The 25,340-nt window shown below is 35.2% G+C and carries 16 protein-coding genes and 1 pseudogene; 2 read left to right on the top strand and 15 right to left on the bottom strand.

Annotated elements, in window-relative coordinates; all coding sequences use genetic code 11:
- Nucleotides 1-15: 15 nt before the first annotated feature.
- From J0J35_RS02160 to J0J35_RS02105, 12 genes and pseudogenes are all read right to left on the bottom strand, one after another.
- On the bottom strand, nucleotides 16-3,228 hold the full coding sequence (locus tag J0J35_RS02160; RefSeq protein WP_206917470.1) for a CDP-glycerol glycerophosphotransferase family protein: 3,213 nt from the start codon (nucleotides 3,226-3,228) through the stop codon (nucleotides 16-18).
- 13 nt (nucleotides 3,229-3,241) lie between these two features.
- Complete coding sequence (locus J0J35_RS02155; protein ID WP_206917467.1) at nucleotides 3,242-6,556, bottom strand: CDP-glycerol glycerophosphotransferase family protein; 3,315 nt, start codon at nucleotides 6,554-6,556, stop codon at nucleotides 3,242-3,244.
- Nucleotides 6,557-6,586: 30 nt separating this feature from the next.
- Nucleotides 6,587-7,069: a hypothetical protein gene (locus J0J35_RS02150; RefSeq protein ID WP_165719523.1), complete on the bottom strand. Its 483-nt coding sequence runs from the start codon at nucleotides 7,067-7,069 to the stop codon at nucleotides 6,587-6,589.
- Complete coding sequence (locus J0J35_RS02145; RefSeq protein WP_206917464.1) at nucleotides 7,069-8,544, bottom strand: glycosyltransferase; 1,476 nt, start codon at nucleotides 8,542-8,544, stop codon at nucleotides 7,069-7,071. The genes J0J35_RS02150 and J0J35_RS02145 overlap by 1 nt, the downstream gene beginning before the upstream one ends.
- A gap of 11 nt (nucleotides 8,545-8,555) precedes the next feature.
- Nucleotides 8,556-9,365, bottom strand: a complete 810-nt coding sequence (locus tag J0J35_RS02140) for an ABC transporter permease (RefSeq protein ID WP_206917461.1) — start codon at nucleotides 9,363-9,365, stop codon at nucleotides 8,556-8,558.
- A pseudogene (locus J0J35_RS02135) lies at nucleotides 9,362-10,769 on the bottom strand (ATP-binding cassette domain-containing protein). Before J0J35_RS02135 ends, J0J35_RS02140 begins: the two are co-directional and overlap by 4 nt.
- A gap of 186 nt (nucleotides 10,770-10,955) precedes the next feature.
- Nucleotides 10,956-12,392 carry a glycosyltransferase gene (locus J0J35_RS02130; RefSeq protein WP_242534104.1) on the bottom strand — a complete coding sequence of 479 codons (1,437 nt, stop codon included), beginning with the start codon at nucleotides 12,390-12,392 and terminating at the stop codon, nucleotides 10,956-10,958.
- Between the two features lie 310 nt (nucleotides 12,393-12,702).
- A complete protein-coding gene (locus J0J35_RS02125; RefSeq protein WP_165719519.1) occupies nucleotides 12,703-13,518 on the bottom strand; it encodes a mannan-binding protein in 816 nt (271 codons plus the stop codon).
- 308 nt (nucleotides 13,519-13,826) lie between these two features.
- On the bottom strand, nucleotides 13,827-15,938 hold the full coding sequence (locus J0J35_RS02120) for a DUF6056 family protein (RefSeq protein WP_206918133.1): 2,112 nt from the start codon (nucleotides 15,936-15,938) through the stop codon (nucleotides 13,827-13,829).
- Nucleotides 15,939-16,287: 349 nt separating this feature from the next.
- Nucleotides 16,288-16,872, bottom strand: a complete 585-nt coding sequence (locus J0J35_RS02115; protein WP_206917458.1) for an isochorismatase family protein — start codon at nucleotides 16,870-16,872, stop codon at nucleotides 16,288-16,290.
- Nucleotides 16,873-16,896: 24 nt separating this feature from the next.
- Nucleotides 16,897-19,332 (bottom strand): ribonuclease R, encoded by a 2,436-nt coding sequence (gene rnr, locus J0J35_RS02110; RefSeq protein WP_019291896.1) that lies wholly within the window; start codon nucleotides 19,330-19,332, stop codon nucleotides 16,897-16,899.
- 257 nt (nucleotides 19,333-19,589) lie between these two features.
- Nucleotides 19,590-20,219, bottom strand: coding sequence for an NUDIX hydrolase N-terminal domain-containing protein (locus J0J35_RS02105; protein ID WP_019293150.1), 630 nt, complete (start codon nucleotides 20,217-20,219; stop codon nucleotides 19,590-19,592).
- A gap of 243 nt (nucleotides 20,220-20,462) precedes the next feature.
- Between J0J35_RS02105 and J0J35_RS02100 the strand changes: the two genes are divergently transcribed.
- On the top strand, nucleotides 20,463-20,705 hold the full coding sequence (locus J0J35_RS02100; protein ID WP_019291898.1) for an NINE protein: 243 nt from the start codon (nucleotides 20,463-20,465) through the stop codon (nucleotides 20,703-20,705).
- Nucleotides 20,706-20,754: 49 nt separating this feature from the next.
- On the opposite strand, the gene J0J35_RS02095 is transcribed toward J0J35_RS02100, so the two are convergent.
- From J0J35_RS02095 to J0J35_RS02085, 3 genes are all read right to left on the bottom strand, one after another.
- The gene (locus J0J35_RS02095; protein ID WP_016170957.1) at nucleotides 20,755-20,955 is read right to left on the bottom strand and encodes a hypothetical protein; all 201 of its coding nucleotides are present in this window, start codon (nucleotides 20,953-20,955) and stop codon (nucleotides 20,755-20,757) included.
- A gap of 156 nt (nucleotides 20,956-21,111) precedes the next feature.
- Entirely contained in the window at nucleotides 21,112-22,641 is a 1,530-nt protein-coding gene (gene yjeM / locus J0J35_RS02090) for a glutamate/gamma-aminobutyrate family transporter YjeM (RefSeq protein ID WP_206917455.1), read from the bottom strand.
- Nucleotides 22,642-22,807: 166 nt separating this feature from the next.
- Nucleotides 22,808-23,758: a DUF4822 domain-containing protein gene (locus J0J35_RS02085; protein WP_206917454.1), complete on the bottom strand. Its 951-nt coding sequence runs from the start codon at nucleotides 23,756-23,758 to the stop codon at nucleotides 22,808-22,810.
- A gap of 113 nt (nucleotides 23,759-23,871) precedes the next feature.
- Here J0J35_RS02085 and J0J35_RS02080 point away from each other — a divergent pair, with 113 nt between their 5' ends.
- Nucleotides 23,872-25,338 carry a cell wall metabolism sensor histidine kinase WalK gene (locus J0J35_RS02080; protein ID WP_117517432.1) on the top strand — a complete coding sequence of 489 codons (1,467 nt, stop codon included), beginning with the start codon at nucleotides 23,872-23,874 and terminating at the stop codon, nucleotides 25,336-25,338.
- Nucleotides 25,339-25,340: the final 2 nt, after the last annotated feature.

Below are 25,340 nucleotides of genomic sequence, written 5' to 3'. Positions count from 1 at the left end.
TCCTTATTAAAACTTTTACTCTTCCAAAATAATCTGCAGTTTTTCTCTAACTCTTTTGTTATAATCACTCAAATCAAACTTCGGATAAGAATTTTTTCGACTCAGCGCTTTTTTCATCGCTTTTACCAATTCTTCCTTATCGTTATGCTCATAAATGATGCCGTAATAACCTTCTTGAAGAATTTCTCTGGAAGTTGGAATACCACTGGTAATGGGTAATAGACCCAAAGCCATAGCTTCAAGTAAAGCCATACCTTGTCCTTCATAGAGAGAGGGGAAAACAAAATAGTCCATCCATTGAAGCACTCCGCTGATATTTTCCACTTGACCCAATAACTTCACTTCATCTGTCAGATTCAGTTCAAGTATCTTGGCACAAAGTTCTTCTTCTAGAACACCCGTACCTAGAATATAAAGTTTTGCTTTGATTCCACTTTTTATGAGTGCACTAAAAGCTTCCAAAAGTAATTTTTGATTTTTTTCAGGTGAAAGTCTCCCAACATTCACAAACTGAGGAATTCCTTCTTTCTGGTATGTTTTAATCCACTTTATTTCTTCTTCGAGTAAGTTTTTGCTTGGCGCTAAGTTTCTTGAGGTTACTTCCTTTTGGATATCGTTTGACTTAATCCAGCCGATAAATTTTGTATTTTGATAAGTTTTAACCCAAGTTTGACCTTTAAAGCGCTGTTGTTCGTCCGTTGTGTAGTCAAAATGCTTATCAAAAACTAAAGCACTGATTTTCTTGGAACCTTTTAAAGGTTCAGGGCGCGTATGAATAAACTTTACCTCTTTTTTTATCTTAAAAGAAAATTTTTCAAAACTTATTTTCTCCGTTGTCACTTTTCTATTACGAAGGTTATGAGCCATAAAACCTAAAGCAAAGTGGGGTTTCTTTTTAATACTATGAAAGCGGGTTAGTGCTGCATAATCTATCCAACCTTTAATCCCAACCCTATTAGAAATGTAGGCAAGTTTCCCTTGTCTAGTCTCAACAACTTTTTTCACAAACCAATAATATTGGATGACATCTTTACTTTCTACAACGGCTTCTTCATTCTTATGTGGTGAAAAAGAAGGCAATGTCCGATAAATCAGGAAATTTTTCTTCTTGATAAGACTGGCTACTTTTGTAGCTTTCTTTTCGTAGATTACTTGATTGCCCCCAAATTTCAGTTGCGAGTGATCCACCCAACCATAATATATATCATCGATTAAAATTTTGGAACGCAAGTTTCCTCCAACATTTCGAGAGGCAATCACTTTGACCAAACTATCTTTTGAAACATTGAAGATTTTAGAAACAGATTCACTTTTAGCTTGGGAATATACTTGAACCGTGGGATTACTGAAGCGATAAATACCTTCAAGCTGTACCGCTTTTTTCTCCTCTTGAACTAAAATAGGAGTTTGCTCTAAAGAAATAAGATTAGGCAACACTTCCAGTTGTTCTGCTCTCACATATGGGGATAATTTTTGAGCATTTATGGCTTTTAACGCCTCTGAGACACTTATTATCTTGTCGAAATACCTGTAGAGTTCGAATACACCAGAAAGATTTGCGTGTGGTAATCTTCCCGCGACTTCCTTACTCATCTCTTCATACAAATCATTGTGCTGAAAAATAAGCTTCTTTTTAGCATCCGAAAAAGCAATATATTTGCTCCAATAGAAACTATAACCTGAAAAGTCAATAGCAAGATCAAATGTCAGCCCTGAAAAAAGTCTTTTGGTTTCTCGTTGAAAAGCCTTTATAGGAATATTTTCAATCTTACCTATGCTGTTGGCTCTGTCATGAGCCTTTTGTTCAACTTGCGTAAAGTTTGGAGATCCTGTACGAAAGATAAGTCTGATGTTTTTGTTTAGCTTCCGATAGTTCTCTAAAAAGAGGGATTCTAGCGTATTCACAAAAACGGTCACATCATACTTTTGATAATCAAGTACCTGAGTGAGATTCATAAAAGAACGAGTGATGCCATTATTGCCGAGATTGCCTGGATAAAAAAGTAATTTTTTCTTGTCCGTCTTTACTTTTATTACCTTTAATTTTTCATGCTTCACCTGCTTGAAGATATAATCAACAACACGTTGGCTGACCGCTCCATCTTCATAAGGCACAAATGCTTTTTTCTTAGCCTCATAAGGTTTACGATAGGACGCTCCTTGATGTGTGAGAGCTTCTAAATAATCTCCCACTTCAAAAATCGTTGACAAAACAGGTCCCGGAAGACTTTCTGGATGCAGATAAATTCCACGCTCTTTACTATAAATGTCTTCATCCCAAGAATAGAAAATAATCGGCTTATCTGTGACCAGATAGTCAAAGAAGACAGAAGAAAAATCGGTAATTAAAATATCCGTTTCAGAGAGGACAATATTGGTATCCACCCCATCAGGAATCAAAATAGAACTGATAGCTGGATGCTGTTTAACCCTGTCATATAAGTAAGGATGCACCTTCACCAAAATATTGAAGACACCTGAGAATCGTTGCTTCAGGACTCCCAACTCTGCAACAAGTTGCGCGACTGAGTCGGAAGGATTTTGAGTATCTCCGCCTCGCCAGGTTGGCATATAAATCACATTTGGCAAGTTATTATCCAGTACTAATCCAAGATTTTTTAAAATCTGCTTCTTATTATGTTCCTGAGCTTGGAGAGTCAAATCAATCCGAGGATAACCTGTTTCCAATATCTCCCCAGGATACAGACCTTCTAACTTATAGCCTGAGCCCGTAAAAATTTTTGTCGTGTGGGCATTGGGCGAGAGGAAGTAATCGGTCATTAGTAAGTTCCTCAAGACATTTTGCGTATTGCCGACTTGATCTTCTAAATCAAACCCCATTTGCTTCAAGGGTGTACCATGCCATGTATTGATGTAAATTTGTCCTGCTTTTTTAGAAAACCATGATTGAAAGGTCGAGTTGGTGATTAAGTACTTGGCTGTAAGGAGATAATCCACATATTCTTGCGAATTACGTTCTACAAGCTTGAGCCGATGTCGAAGAGAAACTGGAATATTGAACAACAGCTTCTTGTTCTCTTTTTTTTTCACCACCCAGATATGTTCTAACTCTTCAAACTCAGGTCGAATTACCAAATTTAAGAAAAGAGCTAGAGGCGAGTCGGTTATGGCTGAGCCATCACGGCTTTCGTAAAGTACAATGTTAGAAGTTATTTTCTGGGTTTCGTAAAATTCAGTATAGTATAATCGTGGGATAAACTTAGTCAAAACATTTATTCCTCTACGCTTTCTTTATTTTTCTTAATTCCCTTTTTATTTTGCGTATAACTCTTGCTGAAAATTTAGGCTTAACATTACTTTTCACATACTTCGCCTTAACTTTTTTAGTATCTTTTGACTTTGTCACTAACTTTTTAGGCTTATTCTTGTTATTAGAAGATTTACTTTTATTCTCTAATTTTTTTATTACATCATAAATTCTTTCGGAATTATTCTGATCAATGTAAGTAAAATAATTACTGCGCATTTCCTTATACTCTTTTTCAATCTCAAAATTATTAGAGACTACTTTTTTAATACTTTGAATAAGTGCTTCAGCATCGAAAACAACATCTCCAAATAACTCTGTTTCATAATCCATGTAACTACCTTCAGAAACTAAATAGTCTTCTTGGTCAAATTGATAAAAAATAACTGGTTTATCTAAATAAAACATGTCCCATAAAACAGAAGAATAGTCTGAAATCATCAAGGAAGATTTTTGTATTTCTTCACCCATATCCACATCTAAGTAGCCATACTTATCAATAAATGTGTCATCAATGTCAAATAGTTCAACATAATTTTTAAAGTAGGGATGTAAAAAGAATGAAATTCGTGCATTATTTTCTAACATCAAATCTTTTAAAGAGGGAGAAGCTAATAGCTCAGCATAGTGCTTATAAAATGGTGTGTCCACAAACTTCTCCGACGTCATCCCATCCATCCATTTACGCCATGTTGGCATAAGAAAAATTTGTTTATATGGAATAGCGTGCGTTTTATCGGTATAGCTATCCCATCTTGCTAATCCAGTAACCGCAACTTCTTCTTCACTGTAGCCCCACTTCTCAATCACCATTTGCTTTTCATATTCATCCGGGACACAAATAAAATCTAATAAACGACTATTTTTATGAAAAGCCGGTACACGTTTAATACCGTTTACACCATGTTGTAAATAAACCAATGGTTTATTGGCAAGCGCCTTGCCTAGAGGTGATAATTTGATATGTGTATTATACACATGATATCTAGTATCACTTGCTATCAATAGATCTGCTAAAAAAAGATAGACAAAGTACTTTTCACTCATAAATTCTAAAACATTATCTTTATATGGTAATAGATTTTTATATTCTGGAGATGACGGATCAATCACATAATAAATATTTTTTCTGTCGGTATTCTCCATCATGTATTTAAAGAAATGAAAACCGTTATCATGTCCACCTTGTGCATTTTTTTCAAAAATAATCCAAATTTTATCATTTTTAAATTGAGGTGCTAATTTTTTCGCAATCTGTTCAGCTCTGATTTCCTTGGTATAGTTCTCTTTGTGTTCGAATTTTTCAAAAAGACGGAACTCAAAAGCTAAATCTCCCAGATTTGAAATGTAAGGATACATCATGTATTGATTAATAAAGCTTTGCTGGGAAAAGACGTCCTTCTCAATAATATTTCTAGTTGCTGTATCAACCGTTTTAACAGGGATATAAAATGGTTTTTCCGACTTTTCCATATCAGTTACTAAAACAAATAGGTCATAATAAAAAGGAGACATATCTGCTTGAGGAGAAAAAGTTGCGGTGACGATGGCTTGCTCATCATCTATTTTTACTTTTCCCGTTTCTAATAATGTTTCAATATGGACAAGGCGATTTCTATTAACCAACACAAGTTGAGAGTATTCTAAGGCAGAATCTGTTTGATTTCCAAGCAAAACACTGACTGTATAAGAACTTGCAGCTTTGGAGAACCCAATAACCTTTGTATTAATCTTATAATTTGTTTTTTTCAAATTATAAGCTCTTCCTTTATGGAGTGACCATTTATTATTAAGAGTGAGATAGGGCTGTACTGTCTGATTATGAATATTATGTGAATTCTCAATAAGTTCGATGATGTCTAAGTATCTTTGTTTATCATCTTTAATTTCAGTACTATCTTCAGTTTCTATTGCCATTTCTTCAGTATTAGTTAGGCGATGGATAGCCTGATTACCGTTTGGCAAAGTTGTTCTTATGTAAAAATCATAAATTGCTCCAACTTGTTCTTTACCTAAACTATCTAAGGCATTGTCCCATATAAATTTGAAACAAGTATTTTCACTATGTCCGGGTACGCTGTATCTTTCTGACTTATTTTTTCTTTTTACAATTAGCAACTCAGCTGCTGCTATTTGTTTTTTGAAATCAAATATAACTTCTTTTCTATTATAGGAAATCAATGTTGCTTGAATATCTGTGGTAGCAATTTGTTTAACTAATAATGCAAGATTATTGTTTTTTGTTGCATAATATTCTAGAGAAATACTATTTCCTTCTGAAAAAATTAACACTTTTTCCAAAGAAGCTGTTAAATTCAAAGGATAATATACTTCTTCACTTGCATTCGAGAAGAAAAAATCATAAACTCCAGAAAAAGAAAGCTCTTCTTCGACTCTTCCAAATATTTTCTGTTGTTTAATTTTTGATTCCAGATGTGATAACTCTTGTATTAAACGATAATTTTTACTTCCTCGCTTTTTAATAAATATTTTTATCTTATCTTTAAAGTTTGATCCAATAACCAATGTTTTCTGTGTGATAATAAGTGCATGGGTATCCAAAGAAGTTATCCGCGTAGCCTTTACAACATCTTGTTTAGCATTACTTTTTAAAGCTAAAGACTCATAAGAACTTAAAGCCACGATATAATGAGCTTTGATTAAACCATACTGAATTTTAATACTTTTAGTATTGTCAAATTGAGAAAGAAGATGTTTTTCTTTAAAAAAAGGCAATTGGTTTAGAGCCTCAGAGAGAGTGACCTCTTTTATGTTTTCCTGTGTCTCAACTTCTAATGTTTTATTATTGTTCCACTTTATTGCCAAACTAGAATTTGAAAAATCTCGGAAAATTATTTTTTTGCTTTTATCATCAATATCTGTAAGCACAATACCTTCATGAAAATTTGCGGTTGCAATAGCCAAACTATTTCCTAAAGTCGTATATATTTTTACAAACTGATGAGAAGAATCCGTGGAAATAATTTTTTCATATTGATTTGATTCTGTAGCTTCATTGGAAATAAGAGATTGAAAAAAATCAGTTTCTTTCTTCTTAACATACAGATCATAGCGCAAAACACCTCCACTATTTTCACTAATCAGTTCTTCAAAAAAAGATAACGTTACTCCAAGCTTTCCGTCTGTTTTGACTGTTGGAATTTCTTGATATTTTTTTGTTCCTCGTTTCCTTAGGAATAATTCCACTTGAGATGTAAACTGTCTATTCAGAAAGAGAATAAGCTCTTCTTCCACAATAATCATTGTTTCGCTGTATATCGTTTCCATAATTTCCTTTTAAAATCTATCTTTTGATACCTATAGTGCTTCGATATTAGTTAGAATCGATTGGGAAATAAATGTCATAAATTTATTTTCATCATAAAAAACTTTACCTGCTTGATAATACCAATCTATCCACCGATTTCCATTTTCAAAATATTCCTTTGTATATCTTGGAATGAAATTTTTTCCTAAAATAACATCGTAATTCCGCTCCCAAGTATTAAACTCATAGTATCTGATGAATGTTACACATTCATTCGAAAGTAATACTCTTTTGTGAGGTTTTTTAGCTTGAGTGCTATAAAAATCAATATGCACATATTTTTTAGTATCACGATCTATTCTCAAACTAAATACTTTTTGATTATCCTTGTAAAAAAGTACATTTTCACCAACTATTTCTCGATCAAATATTTCCCACATTGGAAAATATTGCGTTAAAAACTTACTATAGCTATTCTCACTTGCGGAATAACTCTCACGTATTTTTTCATTAAATTGTTTAATATCTAACATCAATTATTCTCCAATAACTCTAACCACTTATTAATAAACTTTTCTTCCGAAAATTCCAAACTCCTTTGCTGAACCTTTTCCACATTTTTGGGATTTTTGACCGCCTCTATCATTTTTTCTTTCAGCGCTTCAGGTGTTCTTTCACTTGTCACCCAACCGCTGTGTTCATCAATTATATCTGTAGGTCCGTAGTTAAGGGCGTAAGTAATCACAGTTGTTCCATTAGAAATAGCTTCTAATGTCACAAGTGAAAAGCCTTCATAATTGCTTGTAACAAGTGAGTTTTGAACTTCTTGATATGCTTTGTCCGTGTCTACTACGTAGCCGTGGAAGATGACCTTGTCCTTGATATTTAATTTGACAACTAAGTCCTCAAGTTCTTGTCGACATTCTCCATCCCCATAAATATCTAAGATATAATTTGGATATTCCATCACAAACAATGCAAAGCCTTTAATAGCATCTTCTAAATTCTTTTCAGGCGACAACCTAGAAACAATACCAAAATGATTTGTTTTTCTTTGATGTTTTATTTTCCTTGGCATTGTAGAATGAGGAATGACTACAATATTCTTTTCTAGAGAGGGAACTTTTGCAAGAATATCTTTTTTCTGTTTTACAGTCAAAGACACGATTGTATCCGACTGGGGAAAGATGGAATTTAAAATGTTAGAAAATGATCCTTTGATAACAGAGTCATTATCTAAAGGATCTACCAAATGCGAACTGTGCATTTGAAATATTCTCTTTCCAACATTTGTTTTTAAAAGAGGAATATCTAAAAAACGTGCATCATTCACAACAACACCATTTTCATCGAAAACTTCCTTAAAAAAGTGACCAATAAATTCTTTTTCACTTGAAAAAGAAATAAACTCTTCTTTCTTTAAACAAATTTCCGAAATATTTTTTAGATTAAATTTCTTTCTAAGGTAAATTTTTCCTTGATTGTTTAAGAACTCCTGCCGAGTAAGATTATTTTCAACATCGTAGTAATCAATCCTATGGATTAGACCTTCTTCATTTACAAAGTAATATTTAGAGGGGTTAAAGTTCCACTCATCATAGACTGCAAAAAATTCTATTCCTTGTTTCGATTCCTTTATTACATATTTAGGGATACCTTCCTTGTAATAATAGCTTCTCCCCCCTTTTCTTGAACGAATCACTTGTGTTAAACTCGAAAGTTCTTCACTCTCTTCTTTAAGTACTTCGCTCCAAACTAAGATTTTGTCATTCGTTTGACTGTTTTCCTTGTAATAATCATATATATTGAGAAATTCTGTATTATGCAGCACTTTTTTAGAATCTCTGAAGGACTGATAAACAGCTGGATAGTTGGGATTGTAATTTGTAGAAATTATTGTTAAATTTTGTCCTCTGCTATTCAAAAGTTTTGCTCTATATAAAAGCGAACCTGTACGTCCTCCATGAATCTTTGGCAATACATTTGTAACAAAATATATTTTTTTCATAATAACCTCTGTTATAAATAATCCGCTATCCTATCTCTAATCTTCATATGAGCGTTTGCTGCAATAACGAGTATGATAAATATGAGAAGTATAAAATTCAAGTTAAACTTTCCATTCTCCCAGAACCACTGTCGTCCAAAAGCTATATCTCTAAAACCTTCTACAAGATAAAAGAAAGGATTTAATAGTTGTGACTGTATTAAAATTGGGGGAATCACCTTGAAGCGGTCGAGTGAAAAGACTACGCCTGAACCAAAAATTAAAAATCTAAAAATATAATTCAAGAAAAATTTAAAATCTGGAAAGACAATTTGTATTGATGAACACAAAAGAGCGACTGCCAGTGAGAAAAGTACCAACATGGGAAAATAATAGAAGAACTGCAACCAATAAAGCGTAGGATAATAACCCCAAAAGACAGCAATAATAAGACCTGCACCAACCATAATGAGAAGTTCTGTCAAAAAGCCTACCATTGCCGCTGTCGGCATGATACTCACGGGAAATTTCATCTTTGCAGCTGTTTTAAACTGTGTCGAAATACTTCTTGAACCTGTCACGATAATCCGCTTCATAAAAGAATACACACCCATACCAACAAACATCCATGCAAGAGGAGGAAGTCCATCTGGTGCGGAACGACGAAAAAGGACTGCAAAAATAATATAATTAATAAACAATTGCATCAATGGATCAAGTATTTCCCACACTCGCCCTAATCTATTTTGCATTGAGGCACTTCTAGTGCTGTATTTTGATAAATTTACAGCGACCGGAAAATATTTGACTTGCTCTTTGAGATAAAGAATAGCATCTTTCATTGTTGCGTTACTCCGTCCTCTAGCTGTTCTGGCATTATATCTGTTATTTGAGGAATATTAATTTCCTGTCCTGGATGTATTACATTAAAATCTACATCTGGATTAGCAGCTTGAATACTATCTATACTTACTGTCTTACTTTCAGCAATAGATCCTAATGAATCCCCTACTTGTACTATATAAGTCGTTCCCTCTGGTTTGTGGTGCGTCGAAGTTTCCTCTTCCTTAACAGTCTCTTCTGATTTATTTTCAGCTTCTGATGCTTTAGGAGTTTCTGTTGTGGGGGTTGTTTTTTTTTTCAGATTGCTTAACGTTATTCTCTTCCTTTTCTTCTGGAGTAATTCTTGCTTTAAAAAGTCGCTCCGAGAAAAATTGGATGGGATGCTTTACAGAATTCTTTAATCGTGTATTGCTCATTGAAACAAGACTAATCCAAAGGAAAACAAAAACGCAAAGGCCTAACACTAGTTTGGAAAATGATGATAACTTATGGTTATCTTTTTTTTGTTTTAAAACTTGGTTAACTTCTTGGTGTATACGCCGGCTTCTTATTGTACTTTGACTGACAATTTCTTTTTTTAATTCTTCAACAGAATAATCAAACTGCGCTTGACGTTGTTCTTTTTTATAGTATTCTTGTTCTTTTTTGGGAAGAGCTTTGAACCAATCGACAAATTTTTCATATTCAGGAAGTACCTCGTCAGTACGACCATAAGCTTTTACTTCCCCATGATTTAACCAGATGACACGATCACACCATTCTTTAATTGTACGCATATCGTGAGAAACGAGTAAAATTGTTTTTCCCTTATCACGAAACTCAAACATCTTTTTTTGAGCTTTGTCAACAAAAGTTTTATCTCCTACTGATAATCCCTCATCAATAATCATAATATCTGGATCTTGGTGAACCATGATAGAAAAGCCAAGTTTTGCTCTCATTCCAGAAGAATAAGTTTTAACTGGCTGATCAATAAAGGGGCCAAGTTCGGAAAAATCTATAATCTCCTGCATTTTGGCTTTTATTTCCTTATTTTTCATACCGAGCATCAAACCCTTAAGACGTATGTTTTCTCGTCCTGAAATGTTGTTTTGCATACCTGCGCCAGCCGCTATGATTGAAACTTCACCATTAATATCGATTTGTCCCGTTGTAGGTGCAATCTGTTCGCTAATAATATTTGAAAGCGTTGATTTTCCCGCACCATTTAAACCAATGACCCCGATACACTCTCCTTCCTTCATTTCAAAGCTTACATTACGTAGTGCCCAGAAAGTTTTATAAGTCGTTGGGAAGAAAAGGTCTCTGATGCGAGATTTCCCTTTATTAGCATCTATTAATTCAAAACGCTTTGTAATAAAACTCGCTTTAATTTTTACTTTATCGTCATATTTTGTAATCATAGTTATTTAAATTATATCAGTTTTGTTGTTTGGTTACATATATATATATATATCGTTTCAAATAAGTATAATTCACACTTTGGTTATTACATGAATTAACTAAACTATTTCTCGAAAAACTAAAAAGAGCAAACGATGCTTGCTCTTTTAATATATTGATCCTTTAAACCCAATATACTAAGTTTCTTAACGTATACGTATTGACGGTCCTTTTTTAAAATTCGTATAAATCTCTGCTGTTTTACCATTTGAAAATGTGTATCTTTCACTCGGAATATCTGCTTCAATCATCTTTCCTATAATACCATTGTCCGATTCTATCCCGACGAAAATATCACTTAATCTGTTTTTAGTTAAAAAATCTCGGATAGGCTCCAAATCAATATTTACTTTTGAAGAGAATGGCACAGCTATATAATTTTTTTGATCTTTAGAAGCAATAATGAGAAGGAGCGAATTTAGATGAACTGTTGGATTAGTGATGTCCAAACACTGTGCTTCATGATTAAAAGAAAGAGAAAGTCTATCCAACATAAGTTTGCCTGATTGGTATTCTATTAATGCAGCTTGCTTCAGCAAGTTACTGTGCCTATCTGTTGTGATAAGCTTTGGACTGAGTTTAATAAATAAACTTGCCTCAAGCGTTTGCTTATAAGCATGGTATAAATCTCGTGAAAGCTGATAATCTTCTACCATTGAAATTTCGAAAATAATCTGGTCATTTTTTTGCAAATATGATTTATACTCAGAGTTTTTAAAGAAATCGCGCCACTGTTCATGCATCTTTGAATGCATGAGGAATATTTGTCTATCATCCACATCACTATATATAGTTCTAAATGCCGCACTTGACATGAGCCTTGATAAATAAGCTGCTCCATGAGAATATTTATACTCGGATTTTTCAAAATGTTTCATACTATCCAAGAGTTGTTTAAACTTCATTTTTTGAATTCCTAGGCTACTAGCTGACTGTAGATGCTCTCCATCAATCACCCAATAATAGTATGCTTGTTTATTTAGAAAAGAAATTTTTTGGGTTTTTGCTAATACTTGAGCTGTAAAATTAACATCTTCATAGTATCCATTAGGTTCAGGAAATTTAATATTATTTTCTTCTATAAATTCACGTCTATATAAATTAGACCAGATATTTACTCGTACTGCAAAGTCCACTTCTTCAATATTTACACGTGCGAAACTTCCTTTTACTTTCTTGAATGATTGATATTGAATATCTCCTAACTCTAAGCTTCTTCTATCAACCCGTCCAATAATATGGTCACTGTTCCACTTTTCCGCATGTTCAAACAACTCATAAAACGAGCCTTTTGCTCCGAATTGGTCGTCATTATCCATAAAAGCAATATATTTTCCTCTAGCTACTGCCATTCCATTGTTACGGGGAGCTGAAGGTGTACCACTATTTTGTTCCATTATGATGAGTTTTGCCTCAACCTCTGGATGATCTTCTATCCAAGCTTTTAGCCAGTCTGCTGTACCATCAGGAGAAAGATCATCAACAAAGATAATTTCAAATTTAAATCTATCATCTTGTTGTGCAAGGAGCGTTTCCAAGCCTATTTCAATAGCTAGCTTATCTCCGAATTTTTTCTTGAAAATTGACCAGGTAGGTATAATGACACTGACATCAATGTCTTCTTGTGGTTTCTTGTGGTTTCTTGTGGTTTCTTGTGGTTTTCACTTCATTATTAATCAAATTTATCTCCTTCTGTTTTTGTAATTATACTATCCTAGGAAAATATTTTTTTACATTCGGATATCAAATACTTCCTTATTTTCAAAATAAATAAATAAAAAAGCCAAATACCTTGACTCAACTTCAATAATTTCTAGTCAAACTATTCGGTTTTATTCCTGAGATTTTTAAAGGAATCTCGCTATTCTTTTATGCTGATACTTTTTAAAAATGTCAAAAAGTGAATTTACACTGACAAACACTCATCTTGCCCCAAGTTTCTTTTGGAGTATGCCATGCACCCGTCCATTCTCCTCCGTAGGATGCACAGACAATTGGAGCCTTCACTTTTGCATCTTCTTCATTCCATATAGGACCGGCAACGACATCTACCACGATAGTATTTTTTCCAGTTTTGTTTATATCAAACTCAATATTAACAACACTCATTTTTCCTGGTATAACGGTTTTCCAGTGACCTGTCCATCGCCCTAGATGTGCAGCTGCGATGATTGGCCCTTTCAATTCAGCGTCTTTTTGATTCCAAATGGGACCTGCTGGAATATCAATAGCATACTTGGTTGTGGATGGAATTTTTTGTGTTTCTTTGATTGAAAGGTTAAAACTTAAGAAACTGCCCCAAGATTTGGGAGTTAATTCAGATGTAAAACTCACAATATATTCCCCTTCAGGCGCTTTCAATTCTTTAATATTTAATTTTTTAAATTGATTTTCTTCGAAATTTCTACTCGTATATTCGATGACATTATTAAGATTAGTCTTAAAACGTAAACGAGATACACATTCTTTATAGTGTCCTTTTGCAGGGCCTTCCTTGCCATAATCTCCTTCTGTAACCTCTACAGACACAATGACTTCTTCTGGTGCAAAATTAAAGGTTCTTGATGATGTACCACCAGAGCCACCATGCCTAACTTTCTCTTCACCATAAATTAAGGTAAAGCTATCAATGATATCTCCTTTATTTGCAAAAATCCCAGTAACTTTCTTTTGCTGTTCAACATGTGAATGAGTTGTTGTCGTTTCCATTTTTTACCTCTTTCTAAATTTAAAATAATTTTTTTATTAACTAAATATAATTATACGAAATAAAAGTCACAAAAAGAAACAATACACAAACATTACATTAATTTAATTGTAACCATATGCATTTTTATAATTCAGCTTTGGTGCGTATCTATTGTTTTTATCACTAACTTTCTTAAGAAAAAGCGAATCAATTTATTTCTTCAACCTTTTTAGCTAGCTCTTTGATAAAATATTTCGCAGCACAAAAAAAGAGCCCTAAAGGACTCTTTCCACATGACATGGTACACACATTTGATAAAAGATAATACTTATCTTCCCTGCCGTTGTTTAAGAAAAATATCATAAACCACAAAAATTAATAACCCAGCAACTACGCTATAAAAAGTTGAGAAGCTTCCTAGATTTTTCCAAAATGGAATTTTGGTTACTTCTACTGTTTTATTCCAAGGTGTCTCTGCATCAATGGTAACACGTGTTGTTTTTGATCCATTGCTGCTGTAACCTCGTGGCAATTGTACGGTGAGCGTTTCTCCTGTTTGGCCTTCAACATTTGTGATGGAAATATTTTTTTGATTTTTATCATTAAAGAAAAGAGTAATGGTATGAAGTGTAGGCTTGACATGAATGTCAATGGTCTGATCGAAACGTTTATTAAAAATATAAGATTTAGGATTATTTGATAGTGTTTCATAGCCTGCAGTTGCTGCATGAGAAATATCATAAGCTTCATTATAAGGTGAAGTGATTTGCTCTGTTGCAACGATTTCATCCTTGTTTACATCGATATAGCGAATAAGCGCGTTACGAAGCCAAGGTTTATCTGCCGGTAAGTTTTTGTTATTTGGTTTAGGATTCTTAGTAATGGTTGTTTTTGCTGCCGAAGTTTTAGCAGTTTGCTCACGTTTTAAGACCCTATCAGTATTGAAAGGAAGAATCTTGCGTTGGAAATAACCAAAATATTTATTGTAAGCATTCAGAATATTATCAATAGGTTGAGCATTCTCTAAGTTTACTTTTGCCATTGGCACTGTATCATCCAAATAGACTTTCTCTAGCCCATAATATTTGGCAAACCATGTGTTCGCCCATTCTTTTTCTGGGTGCTCACTTGAAACCAAATAAGGCGTCCCAAAATAAGCATTAAAGTCGTTAGAAGTCATCGGAATCCCAGGTACGCGGACCGAAGTTTTACCCTCTTCTTTTGCTTTTTGGGCTATAGATTGGGCTGTATAAAAATATTCATATGAATTTTTGATGTCTTTTAAATTATAGTCATAGCTGGGCAAACTCACAAAGCTTAAGCAAAGAATGGCAATGCACAAAGGCACATTGGTCCAAGAGCTTTGTGTACGTAACTCCTGCCATGCTTCAATCATCATTAATAAAGCTATGATAAACAGAATATTACTTGCAAACCAAAGACGGGCAGGTGTGATGGGCGATGCCAGGATTGCAGCACAACCTGCAAGACCTGATACCAGAAAGATAAGTCCTCCATGCCAGAGATAACATGCTTTTTCTTGGAGTTGCTTCCGGTTAAAATAAAGAATTCCCCCAAACACAAGGATAGGCAGTATCAGAAAACCAGAATAATGCGCAGTTCCCGATAGGATATCGAGGAAACGTTGGCCTAAACCGGAAGAAGCACCGTAGTTCTGAGTTTCAGCAGATCCTGATGATAAGATGACTTGCGTCCCAAAACCAAAGGCGGCAGCTAAGGTTCCTAAAATCTGCGCCACCGTGTTTCCGTTTGTCGATTTTTTAAAATTATAAACCGTAAAAATGAGAGCAAGCAATACAGTTGTCGCGCCACCGACTTCATTTGTTAAGCCTGCTAAAAGTCCCAAAACCGGGAGATAGTATTCTTCCCAACCACGTTTTGTACTTACATTAAAACGGTAGGGTAATAAAAAGAGGAGTATGATTACTGTGGCCCACAGGTAATTTGCAGCTCCACTGACCCACAGCACTGTGCTGCCCATCCCCGGAATGAAAAACCACATCAACAGAAAAGTTAACGTCAGATGCAAAGGTTTTAAAAGTACCTTTTTACCACTGATTATTACATTCAATAACAGTCCAACCAATACATAAATACTGGCATTAAGGATATTGAAAATTCCTTTAGGAAGCTGCATCGCTAAGATTTCGAAAATTATCGAAGTCATGCGGGCATTCCATAGTGTCATGTGCGTATAGACTGCTGAAATATAATCACCAATATTATGATATTCACTCAGATGTTCACTTGGCCAAGCACCTGTATAGATAAAGTGATACAAAAAATCATCGCCCGTGTATCCTGTAAAGCGGTTGAGGTTCAAAATAAAAATAAAGGTCAGTCCTAAAACAACTATGGTTGCTATTGTGCATAATATACTCCAACCACTTGTTAAATTAAATCTTGTCCTATTTTCCAAGTTCAATATCCTTAAATAGCTTATATAAGCCATCTTCTATTTCTTCCGTATTTTAAGCCGGTTAAGGTTTGGCTTACCGTCTTTTTATCTTATTATCGGACATTTTCCCACTTTAAATCATTACTTACACTTTCAAATAAATGTGAAAAAATCACCGTTAACATTATAGCAAAAAAATGTGTCAATTTTACTTTATGAAAAAATTAACATACTGTTACGGTGATTTCTTTAATCTTCTCCAACTTCTTATCAATTGTCTAAAAATATAAAAAGCTCAAGATGCAGAAAAGCCTGTGCTCTTCTACATCTTGAACTTTTCAAATCACCAAAAACTACTGCTCTCTATGGTCTAATCCTGTATCATCTTCAAGACTTGCTCTGTCGAGCGGACGCGTCCTAAGCGTGTAAAGATACCGTTAACGATGCCTCTATGTAGTGCTCCATTAAAGTCTGTCATTGCATCTTCAACAGCAATCACATTATATCCATGTTGATAAGCTTCACGCGCCGTTGTATCACAACCTATCGTTGTAGCAACACCTGTCAAGATAATGTTTTCAATGCCTCGTCTACGTAACTGCACATCGAGATCTGTCCCATAAAAAGCGCCCCAATTGTGCTTTTTGACATGGATTTTATTTTTAACCTCTTCATAATAAGCTAAAGGAGAAACAAATTGGCTATAATTATTGGGCAGTGGACCAGAAGCGCTTATATTTGTATCTGTAAGCGGAGTGAGCATTTCTGGCCCATAATTTTTCACATGTACAAAAACGATAAGTCCTGTTGTATTCTTGAACTTGTCCAGCAATCTATCATTTTTGGCAAGAATTTCTTCCTTACTATAGGGTTCAAGCTGTGAACGATTTACAATACCTTCTTGTAAATCAATCAGGACTAAGGCCGTTTTCTCAAGATTCAATTGTTCTGACATAGGCTTTTCTCCTCTAAAGTATTTTTATTTTTTCGATTTTTTCTTCGTATTATTTCCGAATTTTCCTTTTGCTGCATCCGCATAGAAAGGCTTCTTCTTTTTCTTTTTATTTGGTTTTTTATCGAAATCGTTTTTACGTTCTCGATCCTCATCCTTGGATTTTCCTCTGTATTTTTTGTTTTTGTTATTTTCAGAGAAATTTTTTCCGTGTTTTGAGGCTTTACGTTCCTCTTTATTTTCGGAACGATTTGCTTTTGGTCTACGGCGTGGGCCTTTTTCTTTTTTAGATTTTAAATTACTTTCGACAACATCGAGATCACTCTTGATATATTCAAAGTCGATATCACCGGTAACTTTATCCGCTTTAGTAACTTGGATTTTGATGGGTTGACCAATTCGGAAGACAAGTCCTGTTTTTTCTCCCACAAGCGCCATCATACGTTCATGGAAGTTCATATATTCACCTTTAATAGTAGAAATATGAACCAAACCTTCAATAGTATTTTCAAGCTCAATAAACATCCCAAAGCGAGTAACGCTAGCAATAACACCTTCGAACTGTTCGCCGACATGTTTTTCCATAAATTCGGCTTTTTTCATCTTTTCAACTTCACGTTCAGCATCGACAGCACGGCGTTCACGGTTACTTGATTGTTGAGCAATTTCCGGTATTTTTTCGGCCCAATATTCGATGGTCTTTGGACTTGGTTGAGCCATCTCACGAATTAAGCGGTGCACGATCAAGTCAGGATAACGACGAATCGGACTGGTAAAGTGCGTATAGTTTTCTGCTGCCAAGCCAAAGTGACCATAGTTGTCTTCCGAATAGCGTGCTTGTTGCATCGAACGCAGAAGCATCGTTGAGAGAACCATTTCTCCTGGTTGGCCTTTCACTTTTTTCAAAAATTCTTGCAAGGCTTTTTGACTAACTTCTGTCGAAGTGCCTTTGACTTGCAAACCAAAAGTTGCAGCAAAGTCGATAAAACGGGTCATTTTTTCTTCTTTTGGATGTTCGTGAATACGATAAATCCCTGGTAAATGACGTGCTTCAAAACTGCTTGCAACTGTTTCGTTAGCAATCAACATGAAGGACTCAATCATTCGTTCTGCTGTTCCACGACTGCGCTTACGAATTTCGATAGGCAAGCCATTTTCATCAACGATGATCCGTGCTTCCATCGTTTCGAAATCAATCGCTCCACGGCGGCGGCGCATCGCTGCCAAAGCTTCGTGAAGTTCAGACATAATTTCTACGGATTCTTTAATTGCAGCATATTTTTCTAATGTTTCCTCGTCACCAGCAAGCATAAGGTTAACATCATCGTAGGTCATACGTTCTGTCGTCTTGATAATGGAAGGACCTATTTGTGATTGAAGGACTTTTCCTTCTGGCGTAATCTCCATCACACAAGACTGTGTCAAGCGATTAACGCGTGGGTTGAGTGAACAGATACCGTTTGAGAGTCGTTCAGGCAACATTGGCACGACACGATCAGCCACATATACTGATGTTCCACGCTCAAAAGCTTCACGGTCCAAGGGCGAATTTTCAGTGACATAGTGTGACACATCTGCAATGTGAACGCCCAACTCATAGTTACCATTACCCAAGCGTTTGATATGCACAGCATCGTCTAAGTCTTTTGCATCAGCGCCATCGATAGTGAAAGTAATCTCATTACGATAGTCCACGCGCCCCATGATATCTTTTTCATCAACTTCTTCTGGTACAGCGTTCGCTTGCGCCAAAACGTCTTCTGGAAATTCAGAACGAATACCAAGTGAAGCTAAAACTTCAAGAACATCGATTCCTTTATCACCTGCTTGTCCGACAATTTCGACAGCCAAACCTTGCATACTTTTGGGATTTTTCTTATCTGGATAAGCGGTAATGTCAACACGAACTACTGCTTTATCTTCTGGTACCAAGCCCTTATCTGTCAAAAAGACATGATAAGGCAACTTTTTATTGCGTGATTTTACGTAACCGATACGATTGAACTCTTGACGTTCTTTTTCGTCAAATTTGACAAAAGTTCCGACAAGCTGAGTAACCGCGCGCTTTAAAACCTCTGTAACTACCCCTTCAGCACTTGTGCCTTTTAAAGGATTAGCATTACTTTTCAGTTCGACTTTTACTTCATCTCCTTCAAGAGCAAAAGCCGTTCTTCCCTTAGGAATAAAAACGTCAGGCTCATCAGAATCCACTGTTACAAAACCAAAACCGTTCGCATTAGCACGGAAGATTCCGACAAGTTCTGCTTTTACTTCGGCTAGTGTGACTTTTCCATTTTTTGTAAATTCCAGTAATCCTTCCCCTTCAAGAGCAGCTAAAGTTTTAACAAATAGTTTAAAATCTGAAGCCTTTGTTAGGTCAAGTTCCATTGCCAGTTCTTCTACAGCATAGGCTCTCTTTGGATGTTTTTTAAGTTCATCCAATATAACTTCTTTTATTTTCATGTTTCTCCAATATTTCTTTTTCTCTATGCACTTTGGTGATTCTTTTCAATCCCAATAACATACATTATTATTTTAAAAATTAAAATGCGGACTGTCAGCAGCCCGCTACTTTTTGGTTCGATAAACGTAAAATCTCCACTGATTTCTCCGTAATCGTTTATTCAATAGGGGCAATCATCCTAAACAGCCCAATCTTTTTCATCGTCCGCATGGAATAATGATATTATAACATATTTGATATTTTCGTGAACCACCTTTTACTGCACGCGATCAAATCTTGCTCCTGCTGTTGGATGATTATGATATTCAAAAGCTTCCAGAAGATCCTCACGTGTGTTTCGATCCACAGAAATATTCTGCAAGTTTTCAACTTCTTCCCGCGAGAAAAAGCGTGCCTCCGAAGTTTCTAATCCCGGATGCAACTCAAAAGTTTTGGGCTCACAATAAAAGAAGAGCTTATAAACATAATTCAAGCTTTTAGGATAAGGATGTTTGGCCTTATCAACCAGCTTAAACAACTGTAACGGTATCACTTCAAGCCCACTTTCTTCTCTTACTTCTTTTTGAGCTATTTCTGCGGGAGAATAACCGACATCTGCCCAACCACCAGGTAAAGACCATTGTCCTTCAGTTTTTTCTTTCACAAGTAAGAGACGGTTATCTTCAAAGACAACAGCTCTTACATCCACTTTGGGTGTGACATAACCTAAATCCTCATTAAAGAAGGATTCCAGTTCATTTTTTGAGTAAGAGGTCAACTTTTGAGAAATTTCAAAGAGAATTTCTTTCATTTCTTCTAATCTTTCTCGGTCATACACATCTTTATTATAATACAAAGAAGTGTTTACAAGAGCTTTAAGTTTTGCTAGAGCTTGAGTTGTATCCATTTTTTATCCTCCTTCTCTCATTTTATCACACGTACGGGATGATACAAAAAGTATTTATTATTAACTAAATGAAAGAGTATATTTTATTGAAAAATTTTTATTAAATGTTTGAATCTTGGGGAGCTTGTCTATATAATGAAAAGAGTAAGAGATAAAAAATGGGAACAAATCATATTGCAAGCTAGTCTCTTGAAGAATGAAATACGTGCGCGAATCACGCTAAAAGGGTAAGGAGAAACTTTTATGAATGAAAAGAAGATTAACAAACATATTTTTGTTTGGATTGGAAACTTTTTAGTTGGACACTTTGGCGTTGACCGCTTTATGCGTGGTCAAATCGGCATGGGTATCTTTAAACTTCTATGTAACTGGATGACTTTTGGTATTTGGTCACTCACCGACTGGATAATCTCCCTCGTGAAAGCTTACAGTACATATAGTGACACAGACGATATTACCTTTATCGATGGTAAATATTCACGATAAATGAAAAAACATCCTCATCTTCAAAAGATAGGGATGTTTTTTTGTGGGATTACTTAAAACGTTGTCCACGCTTTCGTCTTATCAACCGAATAACTACACCCGATAAGCCACAAAAGAGAGCACCAACGGAAGCTATCGCTCCCAGCCCTTCTAAAAATAATTTGTGAGAGTGTGCGCCATAGCTAAATAAAACAAGACCAACTGCTATTATGACAAGCCATGTACTGCTTATTCTGATTCGATCGTCCATTGTGTTCCTCACATGTTTTAGTAGGATATTATTATAGCATATAATATCATGAATCAATTCAAAATAAATTGTGAGGAAAAATATTTCCAAAGAAATGTTAGGAATTTCCTAAAATTGTAATAATCTCTTCAAAGATTTCCGTCTTTTCCTTATATTTTATATCTTAACGCTTTGCTTCTTATAGTTTCGGATCAGCCACCAGCCTAATACACTGAAGACAACTGGTCCGGCTATCATTGAGATAATATCCGAATAAACACTTCCCAAAGGAATTTCAGCTGGCGCTTGGAGATAATTTATGACGGGTTCAATAATTGTAAAGAAGTCCGCCAGAATAATCATCAGCGCTGCAATCCAAGAGATGCCAATAGCAAAGGCTTGATTTTTCATAATCGTGAAAGGTTTCTCGATCGCCTGATTTTTCTTGAATTTGATATAAGCAAAGACGATAAAGACATAGGGAAGACTAGAAGCAATATTACTCATGTTAGTAATGACTAGGAAGAATTTATCTGCTGCTCCCTTATTGATGAGTGAAATTCCCATATTCAATAAAATCATTAGAGTCACAATGATGAATTGAGCTTTCATAGCATTTTTAGGCACACCATTTTCTATTTTTCCAAGTTTTCCTGGCCACACTTTTTCCGGTGTCCCCTCCATTAGTTGTTTAAGGGGAGAATAAATCAAAGTAAAGAGTGCACCTATAAGAGTGAGAAACATCGAGAGACCTACATAACGAGCAAAAACTGTTCCCCAAGTATGTACAGCACCAGATGATAGATTGAAGGATTCTGCCAGTTTTTCACCCAGCTGCTGCATCATAAAATAAGTAATATTACCTTGGTTGACTGAACCATCCATAATCCCCGGAAGCCAGTCTTTATCAAAATTAATGAAAAAACCTGTACAAAGAATCATGAAAGAATAACCAATGCCAATAATGGCTGCCGAAAGTAAGATACCTTTAGGAAAGTTCTTTTTCGGTTCCACTGTTTCATCAACCAGTCCTCCCACGGATTCTACTCCGGCGTAGGCAAAAATAGCATATACTAAGAAAGCAATAAAAGTAACAAAACTTGTAGGTTGCAATGTTGGATTTGGTGTTGAAATCAAGGATTTTATCGTTAAGGGCGTTGCAGGCTGAAAACCACTTTTAGCTAAAATAATAAAGGCACCGATGATGAGAATAAAATTAAGTGAAACAACAGCAATACCTCCAACTGAGGCCACTTTTTTTATGGTTTCAAGCCCTCTAAGCGAAATGAACGTCACGAGAAACATGATAAGAATGGCCAAAAGTGACACAATAACTGTGCTTGGTAAGATTGTTGTACCAAAAATCATGTTCGATATAGGTACAAGTATCCTGTTACCTACAGAGACAAACCAGATAACCCATGACATGTACCACATCAAAGTACCAACCATGGCAAAGGATGGCCCCACTGATTTTTCCATCCATGTATAAATACCACCTTTCTCAGCATTAAAAGCAGAACCAAATTCAGTGACCATTAAAGAAAATGGGATGAAAAAGACTAAGGCACTAATAATATACCAAATGATTGATCCGTAGCCCATTTGAAAAAAGGCGAGCGGAACATTCCCAAAGCCATACACCGATGTAAAAATCATCAGGGCTAAAGAAATTGCTGTTAATTTATTTTTTTTAAGTTGCGACATTTTCTTCCTCTTTATGTATTTCTTTGGATTTATTATACAGCTATATGTATATTTATGCAAGAATTTATTAATAAACTGCAGTAAGTATGAATGTAAATAAAATGCTTTTCTATTGTCCCTCCTTGAATCGGCATAAAAAAATAGAGTAAAATACTCTATTTTTTTACTAGAAGGTAAATGCTGGATTAAAAACCCCTCTATATGGCTCATGTTCAACATAGACCACAATATCCTTACCAGCTGCATCTTTCCCCATACGTTTGTAAGTAAATTTTTGAGAATTTAGCTCAGTGATTTCTAATACTGCACCGTATTTATTTTGACCAATAGAAACATGACTTCTAATTTTATTTTTGAAAATCACATCAAAGTAACCAAAATCACCACGGGTATTGCCTGTATTGACATCGAAAAATTCATATTTGCTAGTTTGTGCATCAAATTTCGCAAGGCTAATAAACATCTGGTTTTCTTTTGTCACGTCATTACCTTGCTCATCACGTACTACTGTACCATGCCATAAGGTACTACCAAGAATTTGACTGCCGGGCTTTGACTTCACAATTTTGCCTGTTTGAGTATGCAATTTTTCACGACCATGTGTAAATTTAAGATTTTTCGCCTTATAGGGTACATGTTCGACATATACTTCGACAGATTGACCAATTTTATCGACACCCATTCGTTTGTAAGTAAATTTGTGGTGATTCAACTCTGTGATATCAACGACAGCTTGATAGTTTTGTGTCGCAGAGATGAGAACACGTTTTGTACCATCATTTGTTACGAAAAATGTTCCTTCATCACCTCTTGTTTTTCCGGTTGTCTTATCAAAAAATTCATAGTAACCTGTTTTGCTGTCATACTTGGCAAGGCCGATAAAGTTACTATTTTCTTTTGTTAAATCATTGCCCTGCGCATCATAAACTTTTGTGCCTTGCCAGTTTGTCTGTGACAATGTTTTTTCATATTGATTTCCTAATGAAGAATCGTTTTTATGTGAAGATGAATGTTGAGACACCTGATTGGCTTGGGTCGAGTGATCTGACACATAAGTATCTGCAAAGACACCAAGTGCTAAGACAGATGAGAACAATACTATTTTTTGAACTTTCATAAGATAATCTCCTTTTTTATTGTATAATTTATTATAGCAAGCAAATATAAACTCCAAATGGCTAAATTATGAACAAATTATAAACTTTTAGCATTTGGTTGAGAAAGAGCTATATGACAATAAAACATAGATTTATCACAACTTACATCAGTGCTATCGCAGTGACATTAGTTTCTGTGTTCCTAATTTTTTCTGTTGTATCTTACAGTACTTTGGGTAAGATTCCTTCTATAAAAAATATTTACAGTATGTTAACGACAAACCAGCCTCTCTCAGAGCAAGAAAAGCAAAGTTTTCTGACTTTGCAAACATTGGTAAAAAGTTCGCCAAATCTTCTTGAGCCTCCTTTAAAGGACGAAGCCAAAGATATTATTCAGAGCATCGAAAAGCAAAATATTAATATCGTCATTCGCAAAGGCAATAATGTCCTCTATCATTCCGAAGAGCTGAAAGCTTCTTCACTTCGGGTTCATATGCCTGAGTTCGACGAAAGCAATCTTAATCCGACAGGCACGATGGATAACAATGGACGTTTTTATAATTACATCAAGTACAGCTTTAGATATGAAGACGGGACTTTTGGTGATTTTCTAATTTTAAAAAGACAAACTAACTTATTTGAGTTTTTCATTCGTTGGGGCATCTGGATGATTCTGTTCATTCTCATTTTATCTGCTCTTATTTTCTGGTTTATCAGTAAGCGGCTTTCAAAAACCGTCATCAAACCCTTAGTTACTCTAGAAAAAAATGCCCGCTATCTGGTCGAACAGAATAATATACTTACGGAAAATCCATTTACTGATGATTCAAAGGGTGCAAAAGAGGTTGAACAGCTAAAAGAAAGTTTGTACCAGATGTGGACGGATCTTCAATCTGCACGTCTGGTTCAGAAAAAGTATGAAGAAAATCGCAAAGAACTGATTGCCAACATCTCGCATGATCTTAAAACACCGATAACTTCAATCCTTGGTTATGTCGAAGGTTTGCAGGAAAACATTGCTCAGACGCCAGAAAAACGAGCACTTTATTTGGCAACCATCCATGAAAAGAGCTTGGTACTCAATGAACTTATCGATGAACTCTTCCTTTACTCGAAGCTAGATATGGATAGTGTCAACTTAAGTTTTAGCAAAATCGACTTTACCTTCTATATTCAGAAGTTTGAATCCGAAATTGCAAGACACGAAAATGTCAATGTTATCCTGCAGCTCCCACAAGATGAACTTCCTGTGCTGTTGGATACAGCTTACTTTGACCGAGTTATGCAAAACCTCATCCAAAACAGTTTTAAATTTGCCCAAGCAGAGCAGCAGTTAGAGATTATACTCACTTTATTTAAAACCTCAAAAGGTATCCAGTTTATATTTGAAGACAACGGCAGAGGAATTTCACCTGAGGACTTACCTTATATTTTCGATCGTTTATATCGATCTGATAAGTCGCGCACTTCTCAGATAAAAGGCAGTGGTTTAGGGCTGAGTATTGTCAAACAAATCGTAGAACAACATCAAGGGTCTGTTCATGCCGAAAGTACTTTAAATAAAGGCACACGTATTATAATAATTCTGCCTAAAGCATAAGG

The organism is Lactococcus sp. LG606 (genome assembly GCF_017309645.1).
GTDB classification, from domain to species: domain Bacteria; phylum Bacillota; class Bacilli; order Lactobacillales; family Streptococcaceae; genus Lactococcus; species Lactococcus petauri.
This window is presented reverse-complemented; position numbering and strand designations above follow the sequence as displayed.

What these genes read in the sequence shown, in the direction of transcription:
- J0J35_RS02155 (WP_206917467.1), bottom strand. Translation starts at nt 6,556, where the DNA reads ATGGAAACGATATACAGCGAAACAATGATTATTGTGGAAGAAGAGCTT.
- J0J35_RS02150 (WP_165719523.1), bottom strand. Translation starts at nt 7,069, where the DNA reads ATGTTAGATATTAAACAATTTAATGAAAAAATACGTGAGAGTTATTCC.
- J0J35_RS02145 (WP_206917464.1), bottom strand. Translation starts at nt 8,544, where the DNA reads ATGAAAAAAATATATTTTGTTACAAATGTATTGCCAAAGATTCATGGA.
- J0J35_RS02140 (WP_206917461.1), bottom strand. Translation starts at nt 9,365, where the DNA reads ATGAAAGATGCTATTCTTTATCTCAAAGAGCAAGTCAAATATTTTCCG.
- J0J35_RS02125 (WP_165719519.1), bottom strand. Translation starts at nt 13,518, where the DNA reads ATGGAAACGACAACAACTCATTCACATGTTGAACAGCAAAAGAAAGTT.
- J0J35_RS02115 (WP_206917458.1), bottom strand. Translation starts at nt 16,872, where the DNA reads ATGTCAGAACAATTGAATCTTGAGAAAACGGCCTTAGTCCTGATTGAT.
- rnr (WP_019291896.1), bottom strand. Translation starts at nt 19,332, where the DNA reads ATGAAAATAAAAGAAGTTATATTGGATGAACTTAAAAAACATCCAAAG.
- J0J35_RS02105 (WP_019293150.1), bottom strand. Translation starts at nt 20,219, where the DNA reads ATGGATACAACTCAAGCTCTAGCAAAACTTAAAGCTCTTGTAAACACT.
- J0J35_RS02100 (WP_019291898.1), top strand. Translation starts at nt 20,463, where the DNA reads ATGAATGAAAAGAAGATTAACAAACATATTTTTGTTTGGATTGGAAAC.
- J0J35_RS02095 (WP_016170957.1), bottom strand. Translation starts at nt 20,955, where the DNA reads ATGGACGATCGAATCAGAATAAGCAGTACATGGCTTGTCATAATAGCA.
- yjeM (WP_206917455.1), bottom strand. Translation starts at nt 22,641, where the DNA reads ATGTCGCAACTTAAAAAAAATAAATTAACAGCAATTTCTTTAGCCCTG.
- J0J35_RS02085 (WP_206917454.1), bottom strand. Translation starts at nt 23,758, where the DNA reads ATGAAAGTTCAAAAAATAGTATTGTTCTCATCTGTCTTAGCACTTGGT.
- J0J35_RS02080 (WP_117517432.1), top strand. Translation starts at nt 23,872, where the DNA reads ATGACAATAAAACATAGATTTATCACAACTTACATCAGTGCTATCGCA.